At 31.8% G+C, this 17,596-nt stretch carries 16 protein-coding genes; 6 read left to right on the plus strand and 10 right to left on the minus strand.

Annotated features, from left to right (window positions below):
* Positions 1 to 9: 9 nt before the first annotated feature.
* The 3 genes from B4H69_RS06025 to B4H69_RS06035 form a co-directional block, all read right to left on the minus strand.
* The gene (locus B4H69_RS06025; protein ID WP_135835139.1) at positions 10 to 1,398 is read right to left on the minus strand and encodes a bifunctional UDP-3-O-[3-hydroxymyristoyl] N-acetylglucosamine deacetylase/3-hydroxyacyl-ACP dehydratase; all 1,389 of its coding nucleotides are present in this window, start codon (positions 1,396 to 1,398) and stop codon (positions 10 to 12) included.
* A 6-nt stretch (positions 1,399 to 1,404) separates the two neighbouring features.
* Positions 1,405 to 2,430: a UDP-3-O-(3-hydroxymyristoyl)glucosamine N-acyltransferase gene (lpxD, locus tag B4H69_RS06030; RefSeq protein ID WP_291093141.1), complete on the minus strand. Its 1,026-nt coding sequence runs from the start codon at positions 2,428 to 2,430 to the stop codon at positions 1,405 to 1,407.
* An 87-nt stretch (positions 2,431 to 2,517) separates the two neighbouring features.
* Positions 2,518 to 3,708 (minus strand): HD domain-containing protein, encoded by a 1,191-nt coding sequence (locus tag B4H69_RS06035; RefSeq protein ID WP_291093143.1) that lies wholly within the window; start codon positions 3,706 to 3,708, stop codon positions 2,518 to 2,520.
* Between the two features lie 277 nt (positions 3,709 to 3,985).
* Here B4H69_RS06035 and B4H69_RS06040 point away from each other — a divergent pair, with 277 nt between their 5' ends.
* Genes B4H69_RS06040 through B4H69_RS06055 form a run of 4 tightly spaced genes read left to right on the plus strand, consistent with a single transcriptional unit; the run spans position 3,986 to position 7,533 of the window.
* Positions 3,986 to 5,539 (plus strand): bifunctional response regulator/alkaline phosphatase family protein, encoded by a 1,554-nt coding sequence (locus B4H69_RS06040; RefSeq protein WP_180904674.1) that lies wholly within the window; start codon positions 3,986 to 3,988, stop codon positions 5,537 to 5,539.
* Positions 5,540 to 5,944 (plus strand): tRNA (adenosine(37)-N6)-threonylcarbamoyltransferase complex ATPase subunit type 1 TsaE, encoded by a 405-nt coding sequence (gene tsaE, locus B4H69_RS06045; RefSeq protein ID WP_180904675.1) that lies wholly within the window; start codon positions 5,540 to 5,542, stop codon positions 5,942 to 5,944.
* Between the two features lie 6 nt (positions 5,945 to 5,950).
* Positions 5,951 to 7,156, plus strand: a complete 1,206-nt coding sequence (locus tag B4H69_RS06050; RefSeq protein ID WP_180904676.1) for an alanine dehydrogenase — start codon at positions 5,951 to 5,953, stop codon at positions 7,154 to 7,156.
* Positions 7,157 to 7,173: 17 nt separating this feature from the next.
* Positions 7,174 to 7,533 carry a hypothetical protein gene (locus B4H69_RS06055; RefSeq protein WP_147280013.1) on the plus strand — a complete coding sequence of 120 codons (360 nt, stop codon included), beginning with the start codon at positions 7,174 to 7,176 and terminating at the stop codon, positions 7,531 to 7,533.
* 270 nt (positions 7,534 to 7,803) lie between these two features.
* On the opposite strand, the gene B4H69_RS06060 is transcribed toward B4H69_RS06055, so the two are convergent.
* From B4H69_RS06060 to B4H69_RS06070, 3 genes are all read right to left on the minus strand, one after another.
* Positions 7,804 to 9,039, minus strand: a complete 1,236-nt coding sequence (locus B4H69_RS06060) for a porin (RefSeq protein WP_180904677.1) — start codon at positions 9,037 to 9,039, stop codon at positions 7,804 to 7,806.
* A gap of 67 nt (positions 9,040 to 9,106) precedes the next feature.
* Entirely contained in the window at positions 9,107 to 9,637 is a 531-nt protein-coding gene (locus B4H69_RS06065; RefSeq protein WP_180904678.1) for a YqiA/YcfP family alpha/beta fold hydrolase, read from the minus strand.
* A gap of 148 nt (positions 9,638 to 9,785) precedes the next feature.
* Positions 9,786 to 12,662: an alpha/beta hydrolase family protein gene (locus B4H69_RS06070; RefSeq protein ID WP_291093147.1), complete on the minus strand. Its 2,877-nt coding sequence runs from the start codon at positions 12,660 to 12,662 to the stop codon at positions 9,786 to 9,788.
* A 119-nt stretch (positions 12,663 to 12,781) separates the two neighbouring features.
* Between B4H69_RS06070 and B4H69_RS06075 the strand changes: the two genes are divergently transcribed.
* Entirely contained in the window at positions 12,782 to 13,723 is a 942-nt protein-coding gene (locus B4H69_RS06075) for an MBL fold metallo-hydrolase (RefSeq protein ID WP_180904680.1), read from the plus strand.
* A gap of 150 nt (positions 13,724 to 13,873) precedes the next feature.
* Positions 13,874 to 14,308, plus strand: coding sequence for a hypothetical protein (locus tag B4H69_RS06080; RefSeq protein ID WP_180904681.1), 435 nt, complete (start codon positions 13,874 to 13,876; stop codon positions 14,306 to 14,308).
* A 136-nt stretch (positions 14,309 to 14,444) separates the two neighbouring features.
* Here the strand turns inward: B4H69_RS06080 and B4H69_RS06085 are convergent, their stop codons facing one another.
* The 4 genes from B4H69_RS06085 to B4H69_RS06100 form a co-directional block, all read right to left on the minus strand.
* Positions 14,445 to 15,257, minus strand: a complete 813-nt coding sequence (locus tag B4H69_RS06085) for a purine-nucleoside phosphorylase (protein WP_038336092.1) — start codon at positions 15,255 to 15,257, stop codon at positions 14,445 to 14,447.
* Entirely contained in the window at positions 15,241 to 16,281 is a 1,041-nt protein-coding gene (lpxK, locus tag B4H69_RS06090; protein ID WP_180904682.1) for a tetraacyldisaccharide 4'-kinase, read from the minus strand. Before lpxK ends, B4H69_RS06085 begins: the two co-directional genes overlap by 17 nt.
* A gap of 121 nt (positions 16,282 to 16,402) precedes the next feature.
* On the minus strand, positions 16,403 to 17,020 hold the full coding sequence (locus B4H69_RS06095; RefSeq protein ID WP_052217853.1) for a DUF4230 domain-containing protein: 618 nt from the start codon (positions 17,018 to 17,020) through the stop codon (positions 16,403 to 16,405).
* Positions 17,013 to 17,564 (minus strand): TlpA family protein disulfide reductase, encoded by a 552-nt coding sequence (locus B4H69_RS06100; RefSeq protein WP_180904683.1) that lies wholly within the window; start codon positions 17,562 to 17,564, stop codon positions 17,013 to 17,015. Before B4H69_RS06100 ends, B4H69_RS06095 begins: the two co-directional genes overlap by 8 nt.
* Positions 17,565 to 17,596: the final 32 nt, after the last annotated feature.

Raw genomic sequence — 17,596 nt, forward strand, 5'->3', positions numbered from 1 at the left:
TTTCTTTAATTATTCTTTTGTAATAACTGCCATCATTTCTGCTTCCACAGCAATTTGATTGTTTACATATCCAATTCCTTGCATATGAACAATTCCTCTTCTAATTGGTTCAACCAACTCTAATTTAAACACCAATGTATCACCTGGAATAATTTTGCGTTTAAATTTAGCACTTTCAATTTTCATGAAATAAGTTGAATAATCTTGAGGATTTTCTAATTCTCCTAAAATTAATAAACCTCCTAATTGCGCCATTGCTTCGATTTGCAATACACCTGGCATAACAGGTTCTTTAGGAAAATGTCCAACAAAGAAAGGCTCGTTCATCGTTACATTTTTCACGCCGATTAAACCTGTCGCACTTTTTGAAATTACCTTGTCAATCAATAAAAATGGTGGACGATGTGGTAATAACTTCATGATATCATTAATATCATAAACTGGTTCTGCTGTCAAATCAAATTCTGGCACTTTGTTACGTTGCGCTAATTTAATTTGTTTGCTTAATTTCTTAGCAAAATTTGTATTGGTATGATGTCCAGGCTTTGTTGCAATAATTTTAGCCTTCAATTTTTTACCTACTAAAGCCAAATCTCCCACAACATCTAATAATTTGTGACGAGCAGCTTCGTTAGGATAATGTAAAGTCAAGTGATCTAAAATTCCATTCGGACGAATAGAAACATCATCTCTATTGAATGCTTTACATAATTTTTCTTTTGTTTCTGGCGTAATTTCTTTGTCAACATAAACAATTGCATTGTCTAAATCTCCACCTTTTACTAAACCAGCTTCCAACAATTGCTCTAACTCGTGTAGGAAACAAAATGTTCTTGCTTGAGAGATATCTTGTTTGAAATTTTTGATAGATGTTAAAGTTGCATTCTGAGTTCCCAAAACTTTCGTTCCGAAATCTACCATTGCTGTAACTTGGTATTCATCTGCAGGAATCGCTGTGATTTCTGATCCTGTTTCTGGATCTACATACGTTACAATTTCTTTAATTCTATAATATTCTCTGTCTTTATCTTGCTCTACAATTCCAGCAGATTCTATTGCTTCGACGAAAAAACGAGAAGAACCGTCCATAATTGGTGGTTCCGCATTGTCAATTTCAATGTAACAATTATCAATATCCATACCTACCAAAGCCGCCAAAACGTGCTCTGTTGTATGTACTTTAACTCCTTTCTTCTCTAAAGTTGTTCCTCGAGCTGTGCTCACAACATATTGTGCATCAGCTTCTACTTGAGGTTGACCTTCTAAATCTGTTCTAACAAATACAAATCCTGTATCTGGTTCGGCTGGTTTAAATGTTAAGGTAACAAATTTACCTGTATGTAAGCCAACACCTTTTAGAACGGCTTCATTCGCTAAAGTTTTTTGTTTATCAGACATTAACTTTTACTTTTGTTTGTTCTCTTTTTCTAATTTATCGATTCGTTTCACAATTTCTGGAAACTTTCTAAAATGTACATACGATTTTCTAAAGCTTGACGCTTCGATTGCTGGCGAACCATACAATTGCGTTTTACTTTCTACATCACCATTAATACCACTCTGAGCTTGTACTTGTACAAAATCTCCGATTGTCAAATGACCTGCGATACCAACTTGACCTCCAATCATACAATTGCGTCCAATTTTTGTAGATCCTGCTACTCCACTTTGCGAAGCAATAACAGTATTCTCTCCAATTTGAACGTTGTGAGCAATTTGAATTTGGTTATCTAATTTTACTCCTTTACGAATAATTGTAGATCCCATTGTTGCTCTATCTATTGTTGATCCTGCTCCAATTTCGACATTATCTTCAATCAAAACATTTCCTATTTGAGGAATTTTTTCGAAAGAACCATCTGGATTTGGCGCAAAACCGAAACCATCAGCACCAATCACAACATTAGAATGAATGATACAATTTTGACCAATTTCACACTCTTCATACACTTGTACGCCTGAATGTAAAACGGTATTATCACCAATCTTAGCATGATCGCCAATCGTTACATTTGGATATATTTTCACATTATTCCCAATCGAAACGTTAGCTCCAATATAAGAAAAACTTCCAACATATACATTATCTCCTAGTTGCGCAGTAGAATTTACTTTCGTATATTCTTCTATCCCAACTTTATTATTTTTTATCGTATTGTAATACTGCAATAGCTGTGTAAAGGCTTGATATGCATCTTCAACCACAATCAATGTAGACGAAATAGAATCTGTTGCCACAAAATCCTTACTCACAATCACAATAGAAGCGTTTGTTGTATAGATAAAATGCTCGTATTTCGGATTAGCCAAAAACGAAATCGAACCTTCTTTTCCTTCCTCTATCTTCGATAATGTGGAAACATCTACATTTGCATCACCTTTTACGGTTCCTTGCAATAATTGCGCAATCTCTGCAGCTTTAAATTTCATAGTCTGCAAAACTAATAATTATTCTTAAATTTATAAAATGATTATTTAAGTTATTTAACTTTTTTGTCAAATTCTTCAAATCACTATTTAAACGCTGTGGTAATGATATTTTGTAATTTCTTGTTGCAAAAATTGCGTTAACAAACTTTTTTCTGAACTCGAAATTTCTTTTACCTCACCATTTTTATATAAAACCTTTATCGGACTTTTTGATTTTTCGTAGGGAACAATTTTTATCGTTGTTTGCTCTACAAAATAACTTGCATCATCAATTCCTAAAGCTTTTTCTACTCTATTTTTTTCAACCAAAATTTCTTCTTCAGATAATTTTGTATCCATCAAATATGATTTTGGTAATGTACGCTGAATAATATTTTTGGATAATTTACTCAAAATTAAATCATCATGAAACTGCCATTCTTTTATCGCTGATAAAACATCCGAATCGTCTAAACGCGTAAAAATTTCTAAACCTTCTTTCGATAAACTTCCTACTTCATTTTCTTCTAAAAAGTATTTAAAAGCAAACGTAGCAAAAAGATTTTCTCCCGCTTTTGTCAATTCTTTTGCTCTTCTCAAAACGCTAATCAAAAAATTCTCTGCTGTAAACGACTTATTGTGCATATACACTTGCATGTACATAAACATACGCGCCATCAAAAATTTCTCGACCGACGAAATTCCCTTTGCTTCTATCACCAGCTCATCATTCGAGACATTCATCATCGAGATAATTCGTTCTGGATTGATATTTCCTTCTACCACTCCTGTGTAAAAACTATCGCGTTTCAAGTAATCCATTCTATCACAATCCAACTGACTAGAAACCAATTGCGACAAGAATTTTTTCGGATAATTCCCTTTAAAAATCTGAATAGCTAAAGCTAATCGATTATCAAAAATTTGATTCAATTCTTCCATCAAACGAAGCGAAATTTCTTCGTGATGCGAACCATTAATGATAGAATGTTCAAGAGAATGAGAAAAAGGACCATGTCCCAAATCGTGTAATAAAATTGCAATTAAAGCTCCATTTTCTTCTTCTGGAGTAATATCGACGTTTTTTCTTTTGAGAATATTTAAGGCTTTTTGCATCAAATGCATACAACCTAAAGCGTGATGAAAACGAGAATGTCTGGCTCCTGGATAAACTAATTCTGTTAAACCCGTTTGCGAAATCCTACGAAGTCGTTGAAAATATGGATGTTGAATAATCTGATAAATAAGCTCGTTTGGAATCGTAATAAATCCATGAACTGGATCATTTACTATCTTCAACTTATTATTGTTTAATGGATTCAAACGTACTATTTTATCGGCAAAGATAAGAATTTTTACTCATTCTGAACGTTACTTTTTTGATTAAGAATGGTTTTTATAAAATATTTTAGATAAAAATCATTTTTGGAATTATTTATGCTAAATAATCATCGCAAATTTTGGGAAAACTCCAATTTTGTTTAACATACAATTTTGATTTTAACATTTCCGTTATCGCTATATTTGGAATAATTCTAAAACGTAGAAATCAATATAAAAAATAAAAATATAACAAATGGCTATAAAAATTTTATGGATTGATGATGAAATCGATTTATTGAAACCACACCAACTTTTTTTAGAGAAAAAAGGATACGATACAACAATGATAAATAATGCGACTGATGCATTAGAAGAAATAGAAAAAGAGAACTTTGCAGCGGTTTTAATCGACGAAAATATGCCAGGTTTAAGTGGATTGGAAGCCTTACCAAAAATTAAGGAATTGCGTCCAAACCTTCCTGTTATTATGGTCACAAAAAGTGAGGAAGAGCATATCATGGAAGATGCAATTGGCTCGCATATAGCAGATTACTTGATTAAACCAGTTAATCCAAATCAGATTTTATTGAGTTTGAAAAAGATTTTGGATGCTTCGAAAATTATTTCAGAAAAAACAGTTATCAATTATCAACAGGAATTCAGAAATATCACAATGGATATGATGAATGCGCGCGATTATGAGGATTGGCAAGAGATTTATAAAAAATTAGTTTTTTGGGAACTTGAGCTTGAAAATATCGAAGATACAGCACTTTCTCAAATCATCGAAAATCAAAAAAGTGAAGCGAATGCAGCTTTCTTCAAATTTATAGAACGTAATTACGAAGATTGGTTGCATGACGACGAAGATCGTCCCGTTTTATCGCACACAATTTTCAATCAATTAGTTCGACCTCATCTTGGAAAAGATAAAAATGTCTTATTGATTATGGTTGATAATTTACGCTACGATCAATGGAAAGTTATTGAGCCAATTTTCAATCGTTATTATAATTCGGAAGCCGAAAATTTATATTATAGTATTTTACCTTCGGCTACTCAATATGCTAGAAATGCGTTCTTTTCGGGTTTAATGCCTTTAGAAATTGAGAAAAAATATCCTGAATATTGGTTGAATGATACCGACGAAGGAAATAAAAATATGTACGAAAAAGAATTGTTAGGAGAACAATTAAAACGTCTTGGTTTTGGCGATTTATCGTATAATTATTTCAAAATTTTAAATTCTGATTTCGAGAAAAAAATTGCAGATGATTTTAATAATTACAAAAAGAACAATCTAAATGTAATTGTCTACAACTTTATCGATATTCTTTCGCATGCGAAAACGGACAACAAAATTGTTGGTGAAATTATTCGTGATGATAAAACGTATCGTTCGATCACAAAACATTGGTTTGAGAATTCATATTTAATGGAAATTGTGAAAAAAGCGGCGCAAGAAAAAATGAAAATTATTGTAACAACCGATCACGGAACAATTTACGTAAAGGAACCTACAAAAGTGATTGGCGACAAAGAAGCAAGTACAAATTTGCGTTATAAACTGGGGAAACAATTGCAATACGATCCGAAAGATGTTTTGGCGGTTGAGCAACCAGAAAAATTCCTTTTACCTAAGGTTAATGTTACGTCAAAGTATATCTTTGCAAAAGAAAATTTATTTTTAACGTATCCAAAAAATTACAATCATTTCGTTAATTATTACAAAAACACTTACCAACACGGTGGAATTTCGTTGGAGGAAATAATTATCCCAATGGTTGTTTTAACACCAAAAAATTAAATGGAATTTATCATCAATAATTTAGACGAATTACCAGAAGTTGCTCAAAAAATAATCGATCAACTTCAACATAAATTAATCACTTTCGAAGGAGAAATGGGAGCTGGAAAAACAACTTTTATCAAAGAGTTTGTAAAAGCTTTGGGAACAAATGATGAAGTTTCGAGTCCTACTTTTTCGATTGTAAATGAATACGAAACAGATAAAGGAAAAGTTTATCATTTCGATTTTTATCGTTTAAATCACGAAGATGAAGCCTTAGATTTTGGGATTGAAGAATATTTATATTCTAATCAATATTGTTTAATGGAATGGCCAAATAAAATTGCTAACTTTATACCAGATGAACACCACACAATTACATTGGAAAATGTAGATGGAGTTCGTCATTTAAATTTTAGTTAATCGTATATGGACGGAAAAAATATTTTCACGCCTTTTTCTCAAGAAGATCTTATTCCTCAACCCGAGCGTTTAGAGATTCCTCATAAGAAAGAACGCTTTGATATTGGAATTCCAAAAGAAACAAATAATCAAGAAAAAAGAATTTGTCTTTCTCCTGATGCAGTCGAAATTTTAGTCAATAATGGACATCAAGTTACGATAGAAACTGGAGCAGGAGAAGGTGCAAATTATTCGGATAAAGAATATTCGGAAGCTGGTGCGCAAATTTCTTACAATACGCAAGCTGTTTTCGAGAAACCTATTATTCTAAAAGTTGGACCACTTACTTTAGATGAAATTGATTGGGTGAAACCAAATGCATTGATTATTTCATCTGTTCCGGCGAATACCTTAAGACGCGAATATTTTCAGAAATTAATTACAAAACGTGTAAACGCTGTTGGATTTGAATTTATTCGTGATGAACAAAATCATTTACCAGTCGTTCGCTTATTAAGTGAAATTGCAGGAACAACGGCAATTTTGGTTGCAAGTGAATTGATGTCTTCTACAAACGGAGGAAACGGAATTTTGATGGGCGGCGTAACAGGCGTTCGTCCAACAGAAGTTGTGATTCTTGGAGCTGGAACGGTTGCAGAAAATGCGACAAGAACAGCTTTAGGTTTAGGTGCTTCGGTTCGTGTTTTTGATAATTCATTAACAAGATTAAGACGATTACAACAAAATATAGGACAACGAGTTTCTACTTCTACATTAGATCCAAAAGAATTAGGAAAAGCTTTGCGACGTTGCGATTTAGCAATCGGTGCTCTTCGAGGAGAAACACGTACACCTTGTGTTGTAACTGAGATGATGGTGCAAAATATGAAAGCTGGCGCTGTTATTATTGATGTGAGTATTGATCAAGGTGGATGTTTCGAAACATCTGAATTAACAACCCATGATCATCCAATTATTATTAAGAATGATATAATTCATTATGCGGTTTCTAACATCACTTCTCGCGTCGCACGTACCTCTACCAAAGCGTTGAGCAATTATTTCTTGTCGTATTTATTCCAAATTTCAGAAGAATCTGGTTTTGCGAATGTGGTACAATCGGATAAAACTATAAGAAATGGCGTATATTTGTACAAAGGAAGAATTGTAAAAAAGAACTTATGTGATTGGTTTGATTTACCATTTCACGACATTAATTTATTGATCATATGACGTTTACGCAAAGATTTATGAAGTATTTGATGGGAGTTGGAATTGGGTTAGTTTTCGTCGCAATGGCGTTTGGACCTCGTGCTTTCTCATGTAATTACTTTCCAAATGCAAGGGTTTTGGATGAAGCTTTTTCAAAAAGATTAGCTATTTCACCAGAAGCTCAGGCATTTTTAAAAGCAGAAAATTTAGATTCGACATTCTTGAAAAAAGAATTATTCAAAAGAAGTAAAGTTGATTTTGATCACTCGAAAAAAGATCAGGTTCCTTGTAGAGAATATTTGGCAAACTATAAAAGCAAAGACAATACGAAAGATTATGATTTTGTATTAGAAATTTGTAAAGAAGATTCGAAATTAGTTTCCATCAAAAAGAAATAAAACAAAAAAACCACTTCGTTTGAAGTGGTTTTTTTGTTTATGATTAATTTATAAATTTCAAAATTACTAAAACAATTACGAAGATTAATATTGCGACAATAATTACATCTTTAAATTGTACTTTTTTAGTTCCGAACTCTACGTTTCGGTTTAAACTTTTTCTTTTTTTATTGGCTTGCATGGGTTGATATTAGACTGCAAATTTATTAAATATTATCAAATATCAAACCTTTATTTTATTCTAAGATATTTAATTTACAATAAGATATCTTAAATTCCAATTTCTATCTGAAAACGCGCATACCAGTTGTTTTTCTTTTCTAAATTATAGAATTTTTGTTGCTCATACGTGAACTCTGCTTGTAATTTGAACGCATGTTCCCAAATATATTTTGTCAAACCTAATGTGAATTGGTTTGTATTTGGCGTAAACTCAAAAATATCTTTATCTACTGTTTGAGTTGAATAACGTCCTATCACCTCCCAATGTTTCGGAAATGTGTACGAACCTTGAAAATCCATCCCTTCTCCATTATAAATATAATTAAAATCAGAAATATCCGCAGGGTTATAAAATAATACATTATCCGAATTACGATTCATATAAGAATACATCAAATTCCATCCACGATATTTTAACATCGCATCCAAAAACAATGATTTTATATTAGCTGTTCCTCCACCTACAATATCATCTCCTAACATTCCCGCCGTTCTATGCGCTCTATCATTATAACTATAAGCTCCCGAAAGCATCAATTTTGGTGTTTGTTCATGAACTAAATCACCTTCATAATTGCTCCCTCCTTTTGTAAATTCTCCAAGTGGAAACAGCTCAACTTTTCCTGTATAAGCTAAACCAGTATCTTTAAAATTTGTCCAATTTCGTCCTTCACCAGTAGAAATAGCTCCTCTCAAAATATATGAGAATTTTTCTTGATTTCTTTTATTGTATAAGACCTGAAATCCAAAATCGCGATCAATATTAAAATCTGCATTATTGATAGATCGATCCGTTAATTGTAATGCTCCAGAAGAATTAACACGTTGCCTATTTCCTGGAAGTTTTGTTTGACCAAATCCTAAACTCCAATGTTTATTTGGGTAATAGAAAATCATCGCATCACGAATAATATTCGTATTCTTCCCCTCTTCTGCTTTTCCTACATCACCTGCTGCAAAAGATAATTGCATCGAATAACCAAATTTTGGATCTCCGATATATCCATCAAAACGCAATCTTAAACGACGAATTTGTCCATCAATATTATCTTCTTCTCCATCATTATGATTATAACTAATGCGATTTTGCATACGAAATCTAATGTTGACCTGATAAAGACTATCTGGAGAAGTAATTCCCAATCCGTTACCATAGCTATAATAGGGCGACATCATATTCTTAAAATCCTGTACAGTTTTCTTTTTAGATTCTGTAGAATCTTTTACTTGCGCATACGAACTGATTGAAAATACAATAAGTATTAATATTAAAAATTGCCTCATGTTTATTTGTTTCTTGATTCGTGTGCAAAAATGCAGTTAATAAAATTAAATAATTGTAAAGCGTAAATTAAATTAACGTTAACAATGACTCGAAGTTACGTATTCGATGATTGTCATCAATTTCTATGATTTCGATTTGTTGTGGAAAAATATTTTGTTGAATTTCGAAGAAAGTTTTTAGTTTTTCAAAATCCAAAACTTCATCATGCACAGAAAGAAAAACCGTTGTATTTTCGAAACGATTCATATCAACTAAATACTGCGAAAGATTTTCAGGAAAATTATTTTCGACTTTCATTGAAACATCAACCAAAGGATTTAACAAAATCAATTCGCTCGATTTTCCATTTTCCTTTAATTTTTGTTGCAATTGCCAACCAAAATTCCCTCCAGTAGAGCTTCCTATAATTGTCAAATCATTTACCAAACCTTTTAAATGTTCGTAAGCTTCAAATAAAATAGTTGCAATATTCTCCTCGGTTTTCCATTCAATACAAATCGCTGAAGGATATTTTTTTAGAATAGTTTTGAATTTAGTTGAATTTGCCGAACTATTTAGTCCATGGATATAAACAATTTGTCGATTATTTGTATTCATATTTAGTGCAATTAAACCTTTAAATTAAACTTTTTCAATAAGTTAATCAAAATGAATTGTAAATTTAACAATATAATTGTGTTGTAAGAAATTCTTTTGACAAAAAAAGCGACCAAATAAATTTGATCGCTTTTATTATTTTGTAAAGTTATTTCTCAAGATCGAAGCCCCAATCAACTCCCTTAGAAATAGCAGGAACTCCTTCTGTCATCCATTTTGGAGCAGGTTTATCTTTCAGATAATGATCAAAAAATTGCACTTGACGTTGCTGAATATCATTTTTATTTGCACGTTTTATCAAGTTATGGTCATCACCATTATAATTTAACATCCAAACTGGTTTTTGTAAACGACGCAATGCCATAAACATCTCAATTCCTTGGTACCAAGGAACAGCACCATCTTCGTCGTTATGCATGATTACAACTGGCGTCGTAACTTTCGGCATATTGAACAAAGGCGAATTTTCGATGTATAATTCTGGCGCTTCCCACAAGGTTTTACCAATTCTACTTTGCGTTTGTTCGTACTGAAATTGACGACTCATACCCGTTCCCCAACGAATTCCACCATAAGCAGAAGTCATATTCACAACAGGAGCACCTGTCCAAGCAGCAGCATACATATTGGTTGCAGTAATCAAATGTGCCACTTGGTATCCTCCCCAACTTTGTCCTTGTATTGCAATTTTACTACCGTTTACCCACGTATTTTTCTTCAATGTTTCTACTCCAGAATTGATATAATCTTCGGCAGATTTCCCAGGATGACCAATTGTATACGAAATATCTGGTGTAAACACAATATAATCGTTACTTACAAAATATGTATGATTGATACGAGAAGGCGTTGGCGCAGGCGCTTGATAACGATTCAGATTATCCGAAAGTTTTTCGTAGAAGTAAACAATCATTGGATATTTTTTATTTGGATCAAAATTCTCTGGTTTGTATACAACTCCAGTTGCATCTTTACCCGAATACGTTTTCCACGTTACCAATTCACCGTTCCCCCATAAATAATCTTTTTGTTGCGGATTGATTGCTGATATCTTTTTCTCATCTTTAAAATTAGTTGAAACATATACATCAGGCGAATTTTGGAACGATTCTTTTGTATAAATAAATTCATTCGCATTCAACGCTTTCGTCATTTTTTGCGTTCCCCAAGTATTCGACATCACAACTTCTTCAGGATTTTTTGCTTTCGAAATGATAGTTTGATAAACTCCAGATTGTTTATTCTGATTATTAAAAGCACCTAAATAAACTAAATTATCACGATTAAGAGTTTTTATATCATCATTTAATTGATTGATATCAAACGTAATGTTATGTTTACGGCCGAAACCATTTGTCATATTTTCTGGACGACGATTTCCCACCAAATCAAACTCCCAAATATCATAACGATCTTTGATTAAAACCGTTTCGTCATTATCCGTAAAATAAGCAACACCATATTCTTGCGCTAAAGTTGGTGAATCATTTTCTTCGTCATAGAATTTCACTTTTAGCTTTTTATTCAGAACTTTTGTTTCCTTTGTTTCGATATTATAGCTCGACCACAAACCATTTTCGGCATTATAAAAAACAGCAAATTTTCCATTTGGCGACATCTCTACTCTTCCAGCCAAAGCTTTTGCAAATAACTCGCGTTGTCCCGTTTTCGTATTAATGATATAATAATCTTTACGACCTGTTACATCCCAATTAGAGCTTAATCGATAGGCATTATCAGAAGTTCCTAAAGCAAAATTTGAATTTCCTTCGTTCAAAATTTCGACTTGATTCATATCCAAATCCGCTAATTGTGTCACTTTTACAGGATTCGATAAATCAATCACAGATAAATACGAACGCTTTTTTTCACGCTCAAGATTCTTTAATTGTTGTGGCTGAATAAAATCGTCTTTGTAACTCCAAACATCCACTTTTGCATAGTCATCAGCAATTAAAGTTGTGTCTTTTTCTGCTAATTTAGGCATCAAACCAATGAACAAAGAATTTCCATCTTTACTAAATTTTGGTTGACGATTTTCTGAAACTTGCCAATCTTTTTTCAATCCTAACAATTCAGATTTCTTGATTTGTTGTGGATTATTTGTTGCAGAATAATATAAATAATATGTTTTATTTTCCTTTTTCTCTTCGTCAGAAGTTCCAACAAAAGCAACTTTATTTGCTAATTCATCAAACGCAAATTGTTTGAAATCTCCAATTGTATCAACAAATTGTTTTTGAGCAAAAGTTACTGTATTTACCAAGAAAACGCCATATTTAGTTTTATCTAAACTGTCTTTTTTCTCTTGTTTTGTCGAAAAAATTAATTGTTTACCATTTTCGCTAAACTCATAATTCATTACATTTTTGAAAGATTTTTTCTGACCAGAAATCAAATTTCTCAACACCAATTCTAACGGCGTATCTTTCTTATCTTTTCCAGCTGGTTTTGCAACTTTATCTTTCGTTTTTGTAGAATCTGACTTGTCTTTTTTATCATTCTTCGCTTCTTCTTTTTCTAATAAATAAGCTAAAAGAGAACCTCCTTTTTTCGGTGTTTTGAATGATTTTATATTCGGTAATTTCTCAACTTGATTTGTTGCTAGATTTAATATTCCAATTGAATCTTTAGCAATTTCGTGTTCTTTCTTTTTCTTAATTCGAACCAATTTCAAATCTTTATAAAAAGGTCGAATTTTAAAAACGGCAAATTTAGAATCTGATGTAAAAACACTTTGTTCACCACGATGAAAACTAAGATTTTTATCCGTTTTCAAACCAAAAAAGTTCAATGTATTATCACTTTCTTGTGCATTAACTTGATAAGCAACCCACGAACCATTGTTCGATAATTCTTTCATTCCGATTGATTGCCATTCATCAAAAACAGTCAAATCTAATGGTTTCTTTTGCGCATCAACATTTGTTGCCAATAAAGCGATTGCCGCAGCATACATTGCTTTTTTTGTCATCAGTTGAGTCGCATAATTTTTAAATATTTTAGTAGATAATTTCGATTTCATTCTAACTAATTTTATGCGTTAATTTTTAAAGAAGTGTGAAAATACTAAAGTTTTTAGAAACTATGAGGATATTTTAGTTTAATAATACTTTCAGTTGTATTTTTGTTAAAATTCTTTTTATGAAAAAATATCTATTAAGTATTGGATTTGGAATTTCGATGATTGCATCAGCACAAAATATTCAGATTGTTCCACTTGGTGTTTATGGTGGTAGCAACGAAAGCAATCTTTCTTCTTATTTGATTGGTGAAGAAACGACAAATAGCTATTTAGCATTGGATGCTGGGACAATTCTTTCTGGAATCAATAAAGCAATAGAGAAAGGTACTTTTGAAGAACAAAATAGTAAAATTCTTAAAAACTATATCAAAGGATATTTTATTTCGCATGGACATTTGGATCATCTTTCAGGCATGATTATTAATTCTCCAGAAGATGCAAACAAGCCTATTTATGGTATTTCTGAAACAATTTCAGTTTTAAAAAATAAATATTTTACCAATGATGCTTGGGCAAATTTTGCCAATGAAGGCGAATCGCCAATTTTGAATAAATATTACTACAAATACGCTGAAATTGGAACACCTTTCACAATAGAAGGAACTAATTTTACTGGAACTATTTACGAATTGAGTCATGTAAATCCTTTGAAAAGTTCGGCAATATTAGTAGAAAATGGCTCAAATGCAGTCTTATATTTTGGTGATACAGGAGCTGATCGTATCGAAAAAACTAAAAATTTAGCAACTATTTGGAAAGCAATTGCACCTAAAATCAAATCAGGTAAACTGAAAACAATGATGTTGGAAGTTTCTTTTCCGAATTCTCAACCCGAAAAATTATTATTTGGACATTTAACGCCAAAATTGATGAACGAAGAATTAGGAGAATTAGCGAAAGAAGTTGGAAAAAGTAAGTTAAAAGGTTTTACAATCATCGTTACTCATATCAAACCAAAAGATGATTATGAGCAAAAAATTAAAGACGAATTATTAAAAGATAATCCATATAACATCAATTATATTTTCCCTCAACAAGGTGAAAGAATAATTCTAAAATAAATAATAATTACGAATTTATCATTTAAAGACAAGATAATTTTTAACCATTTTATTTTAGTCGGTCAATTTTTATTATTTTGATAAATTAGCGCTATTGATTCTTCATTAATTCGTGTGGCTATTCTACATTTGAATAAACCATAAGAAAAAATGACCGCGCAAATAGGAGAAATTTTATTAATCGACAACCAACAATATATTATAGCCGAACAACCATTACATCATTATTTTAGAAAATTAAATCTTCCACCTTATTTTACTCCGCCTTCGCCAACATGCTGGAGAGGATATTATGGGAAATGGGAATTGAGAAATGACGAATTGTTTTTAATTAATTTCAGAGGATATTTGGATGGTTTGGATGAAGTTGAATTGAATTATTTATTTCCAAAAAGAGAAGAAGTTTTTGCGAGCTGGTATTCTGGAATTATTAAAATTCCTCAAGGAAAATTATTACAATTTAATCAATTGACACATACATCAATTTATGAAGAAGATTTGATGTTGTGTTTTGAAAATGGAAAACTAATCGATTATATCGTTCATAGCAATTGCACAAATTCTGAACGAGAAGTTGAGATCTAATCAATCGAACGCTTCAAAGCTTGTCGGTGAATTCGTCTTGTTATTTGACCTTATTATTCTTTCGAATTCACCGATTTTTATAAAATAAAAAAAACCAACTTTTCAGTTGGTTTTTCTTTTATAATCAAATCAAAAATTAACAATTTTCGATTACGCTTTTTACCACGCGAATTACATTTGGCATTGCTGTGTTTGCTGCATTTAATACATCTTCGTGCGAAACATCAAATGAAATTTCTGGCCCTCCTAAATCTGTAATAATAGATAAACAGAAAACGCGCATATCCATGTGACGAGCAACAATAACCTCAGGAACTGTACTCATACCAACACAATCTCCACCAATAAAACGAACCAATCCGTATTCTGATGGCGTTTCGAAAGTTGGCCCTTGTAATCCTACATAAACTCCTTGATGAACCAAAATATCATTTGCTTTTGCAAATTCTGCCGCTTCATTCAACATTTCTCTGTCATATGCTTTTGACATATCCACAAAACGAGGTCCTAATTCATCAATATTTTTTCCACGTAAAGGATGTTCTGGCATCATATTGATATGATCTTTTACCAAACAAATATCCCCTACACTAAAACTTGGGTTAACACCTCCAGAAGCATTCGATAAAACAACTTTCTTAATTCCTAATCCATTGAAAACACGCATTGGGAACGTTACTTCTTCCATCGAATATCCTTCGTAATAATGAAAACGACCAGCCATCATCAAAACTTTTTTACCTAAAATAGTTCCGTATACTAAATGACCTTTGTGCCCTTCTACTGTTACTTGAGGAAAGTTTGGTATATCTTTGTAGCTAATAACAACTTTATTTTCTACTTCGTCTTCTAATTTTCCTAATCCAGACCCTAACACAATTACAAATTCTGGTTGATCTGGCAATAAATTATTGATGTACTTTACAGCCTCATTAATTCTGTCCAACATACTCTAAAATAGTTTGATTAAATTTTTCTTTATCGTTAATATCGATACTAATTGGGATGTAGTATAAATCGTCTTTTATCATGGATTCTTCCATCAAACGCATATAATCTTTCTCTGTTGTCATGATAATTTTATCAAAACGCTTTCTACCTTCCGTATCTTCGTATCGTTTGTAAATATACTCAATTTCTGATTGACTAAAATTATGATGATCTGGATATTCTAAATGCAAGACATTTGCAAAGTTTTCTTCCGCAAATTTTACCAAACCATCTGTTTTAGCAATTCCTGTAACCAAAATAACATTCAGATTTTTCCAAGTTGATTTATCAACATTATCCAATTTTCCAATCAATTTGTTGTCATAAACAATTTTTGAGAAAAATAATTGCTGATGAGATCTTAACTTAATCTTTTTCGAAATTTCTTTGTGCTTTTCCTCCGATATTCTGTCTGGACATTTCGTTACAATAACAATATCTGCACGACGAACTCCACTTCTACTCTCTCTCAAATCACCAGCTGGTAATAAAAAATCTTTATAATATGGATTATTGTAATCAGTCAACAAAATATTGAAACCAGCTTTTATTCCACGATGTTGATAGGCATCATCTAACAAAATTGCTTCTGCATTGTAATGATCAATTAATTTTTGTGCTCCAAAAGCTCTGTCTTCGCAAACTGCAATCAAAATTCTATTCTTGAAACGTTGAAAAAACTGCATTGGTTCGTCTCCAATATCATAAACTTTGGATGAATAATTTGCAATCAAAAAACCTTTTGTTTTTCGTCCATATCCTCTACTCAATGTTGCAATTAATTTTTCGTCTTTCAACAAATCGATTAAATACATGATATGAGGAGACTTTCCCGTTCCGCCAACAGATAGGTTTCCAACATTAATAATTGGAATTTTGAATGATGATGAACGCATCATTCCTATATTGTAAAACAGATTTCGAACCGAAGTCCCAATCCAATATAAACCAGAAAATGGAAGTAAAAATCTACGCCAATTCATTTTTATTTTTAATATTAAGCGAAAATACTATTTTCAATTTTAATTCTAAAGAAAGAAACACTTCATTTCTTTATTCAGCGAAAAAAAACCTATTCTATCGGAACAGGTTTTTAATTATTTATTAATCGTATAATTTATTCAATTCGTTGGCGTAACTCGTTTTATCCTCTATCTTCCAACCATAGGTTTTGGCAAGGAAATACAAATCTCCAAGATTTTGAATTAATTGTTGATGTGCTTCTTGTTTTAGTTTGGTTTGATCAACGGTTTTTTCTACATGCTCTACAGCACGTTTTTTAATTCCGTTCAAATCATCTTTACTAAATTTATTGAAAACACTTTGATCCATGTCATAAAAACTAACATCTGGATACACTTGGATTTCAACTGGAGGAATAGATTTGATGATAATTTTTTTATTCACCGAATCCAATTCAATATCCATTTTTTTCAAATCATACGTTGCTTGTGCTTTGGCTTTCACCAAAAGTGTCACCTTTTTATCCGCAGAAAAAATATCAGTTAAACCTGGCAACGATTTTTTTGACGTGTGATTGTATAAATCTGAATAGGTTTGTTCTGCAACAATCATTTTATTCATTCGTTCGATTTGATACGCAATCACATGAGATTGTTCGGTATAACTTTCAGATTTGAATTTATCCATGATGAAATACGTTATCATCACACCAAAAATGAAGGCTACAACGACAAGAATTATTTTCTTTAAATTATTCATTTGCATAATTTGGAGTCAATGGCGTACCATTCACAATCTGTGCCAAATCTTCTTCTAAATAGCCCGAAACTGGAGATTCTACAATTCTACCAACTTCTTCTTTTTTATTATTATATACGATAATTGTCGGAACGTGAGTAATGTTTTTATTAATTTCTTCTCCGTTAAAACTTTTCTTTTGATAGTTTACACCAATCACTTTCAAACGATTTTGAGGAAATTTAATGTCATCTAAAATCTTATATAAACGCGGCAATTCACGACGAGAATCTGAACACCAAGTTCCCATAAAAACTTCCAAACGATAATTACGTAAATCTTTTAAACTTTTCAATTTACTTTTTTCAACTTCGTAAGTGTCATATTCATGATGATACCAATCTTTAAAATCATCTTCTTCCAAAGCTTTTCTATTGAATTCTCCCGTCAACATTTTCTTCCCATTTTCAGCTGTAATCGTACGATTCAACACTTTATTTTGAGCAAACGATTGTGTAGAAAATCCCAACATCGCAACAAGTGCAATTGCCAATATTTTTTTCATTGTATTTTTAGTTTATAGGTTAAATGTATAAA

It is taken from the genome of Empedobacter sp. UBA6745 (assembly GCF_002453775.1).
GTDB classification, from domain to species: Bacteria; Bacteroidota; Bacteroidia; order Flavobacteriales; family Weeksellaceae; genus Empedobacter; species Empedobacter falsenii_C.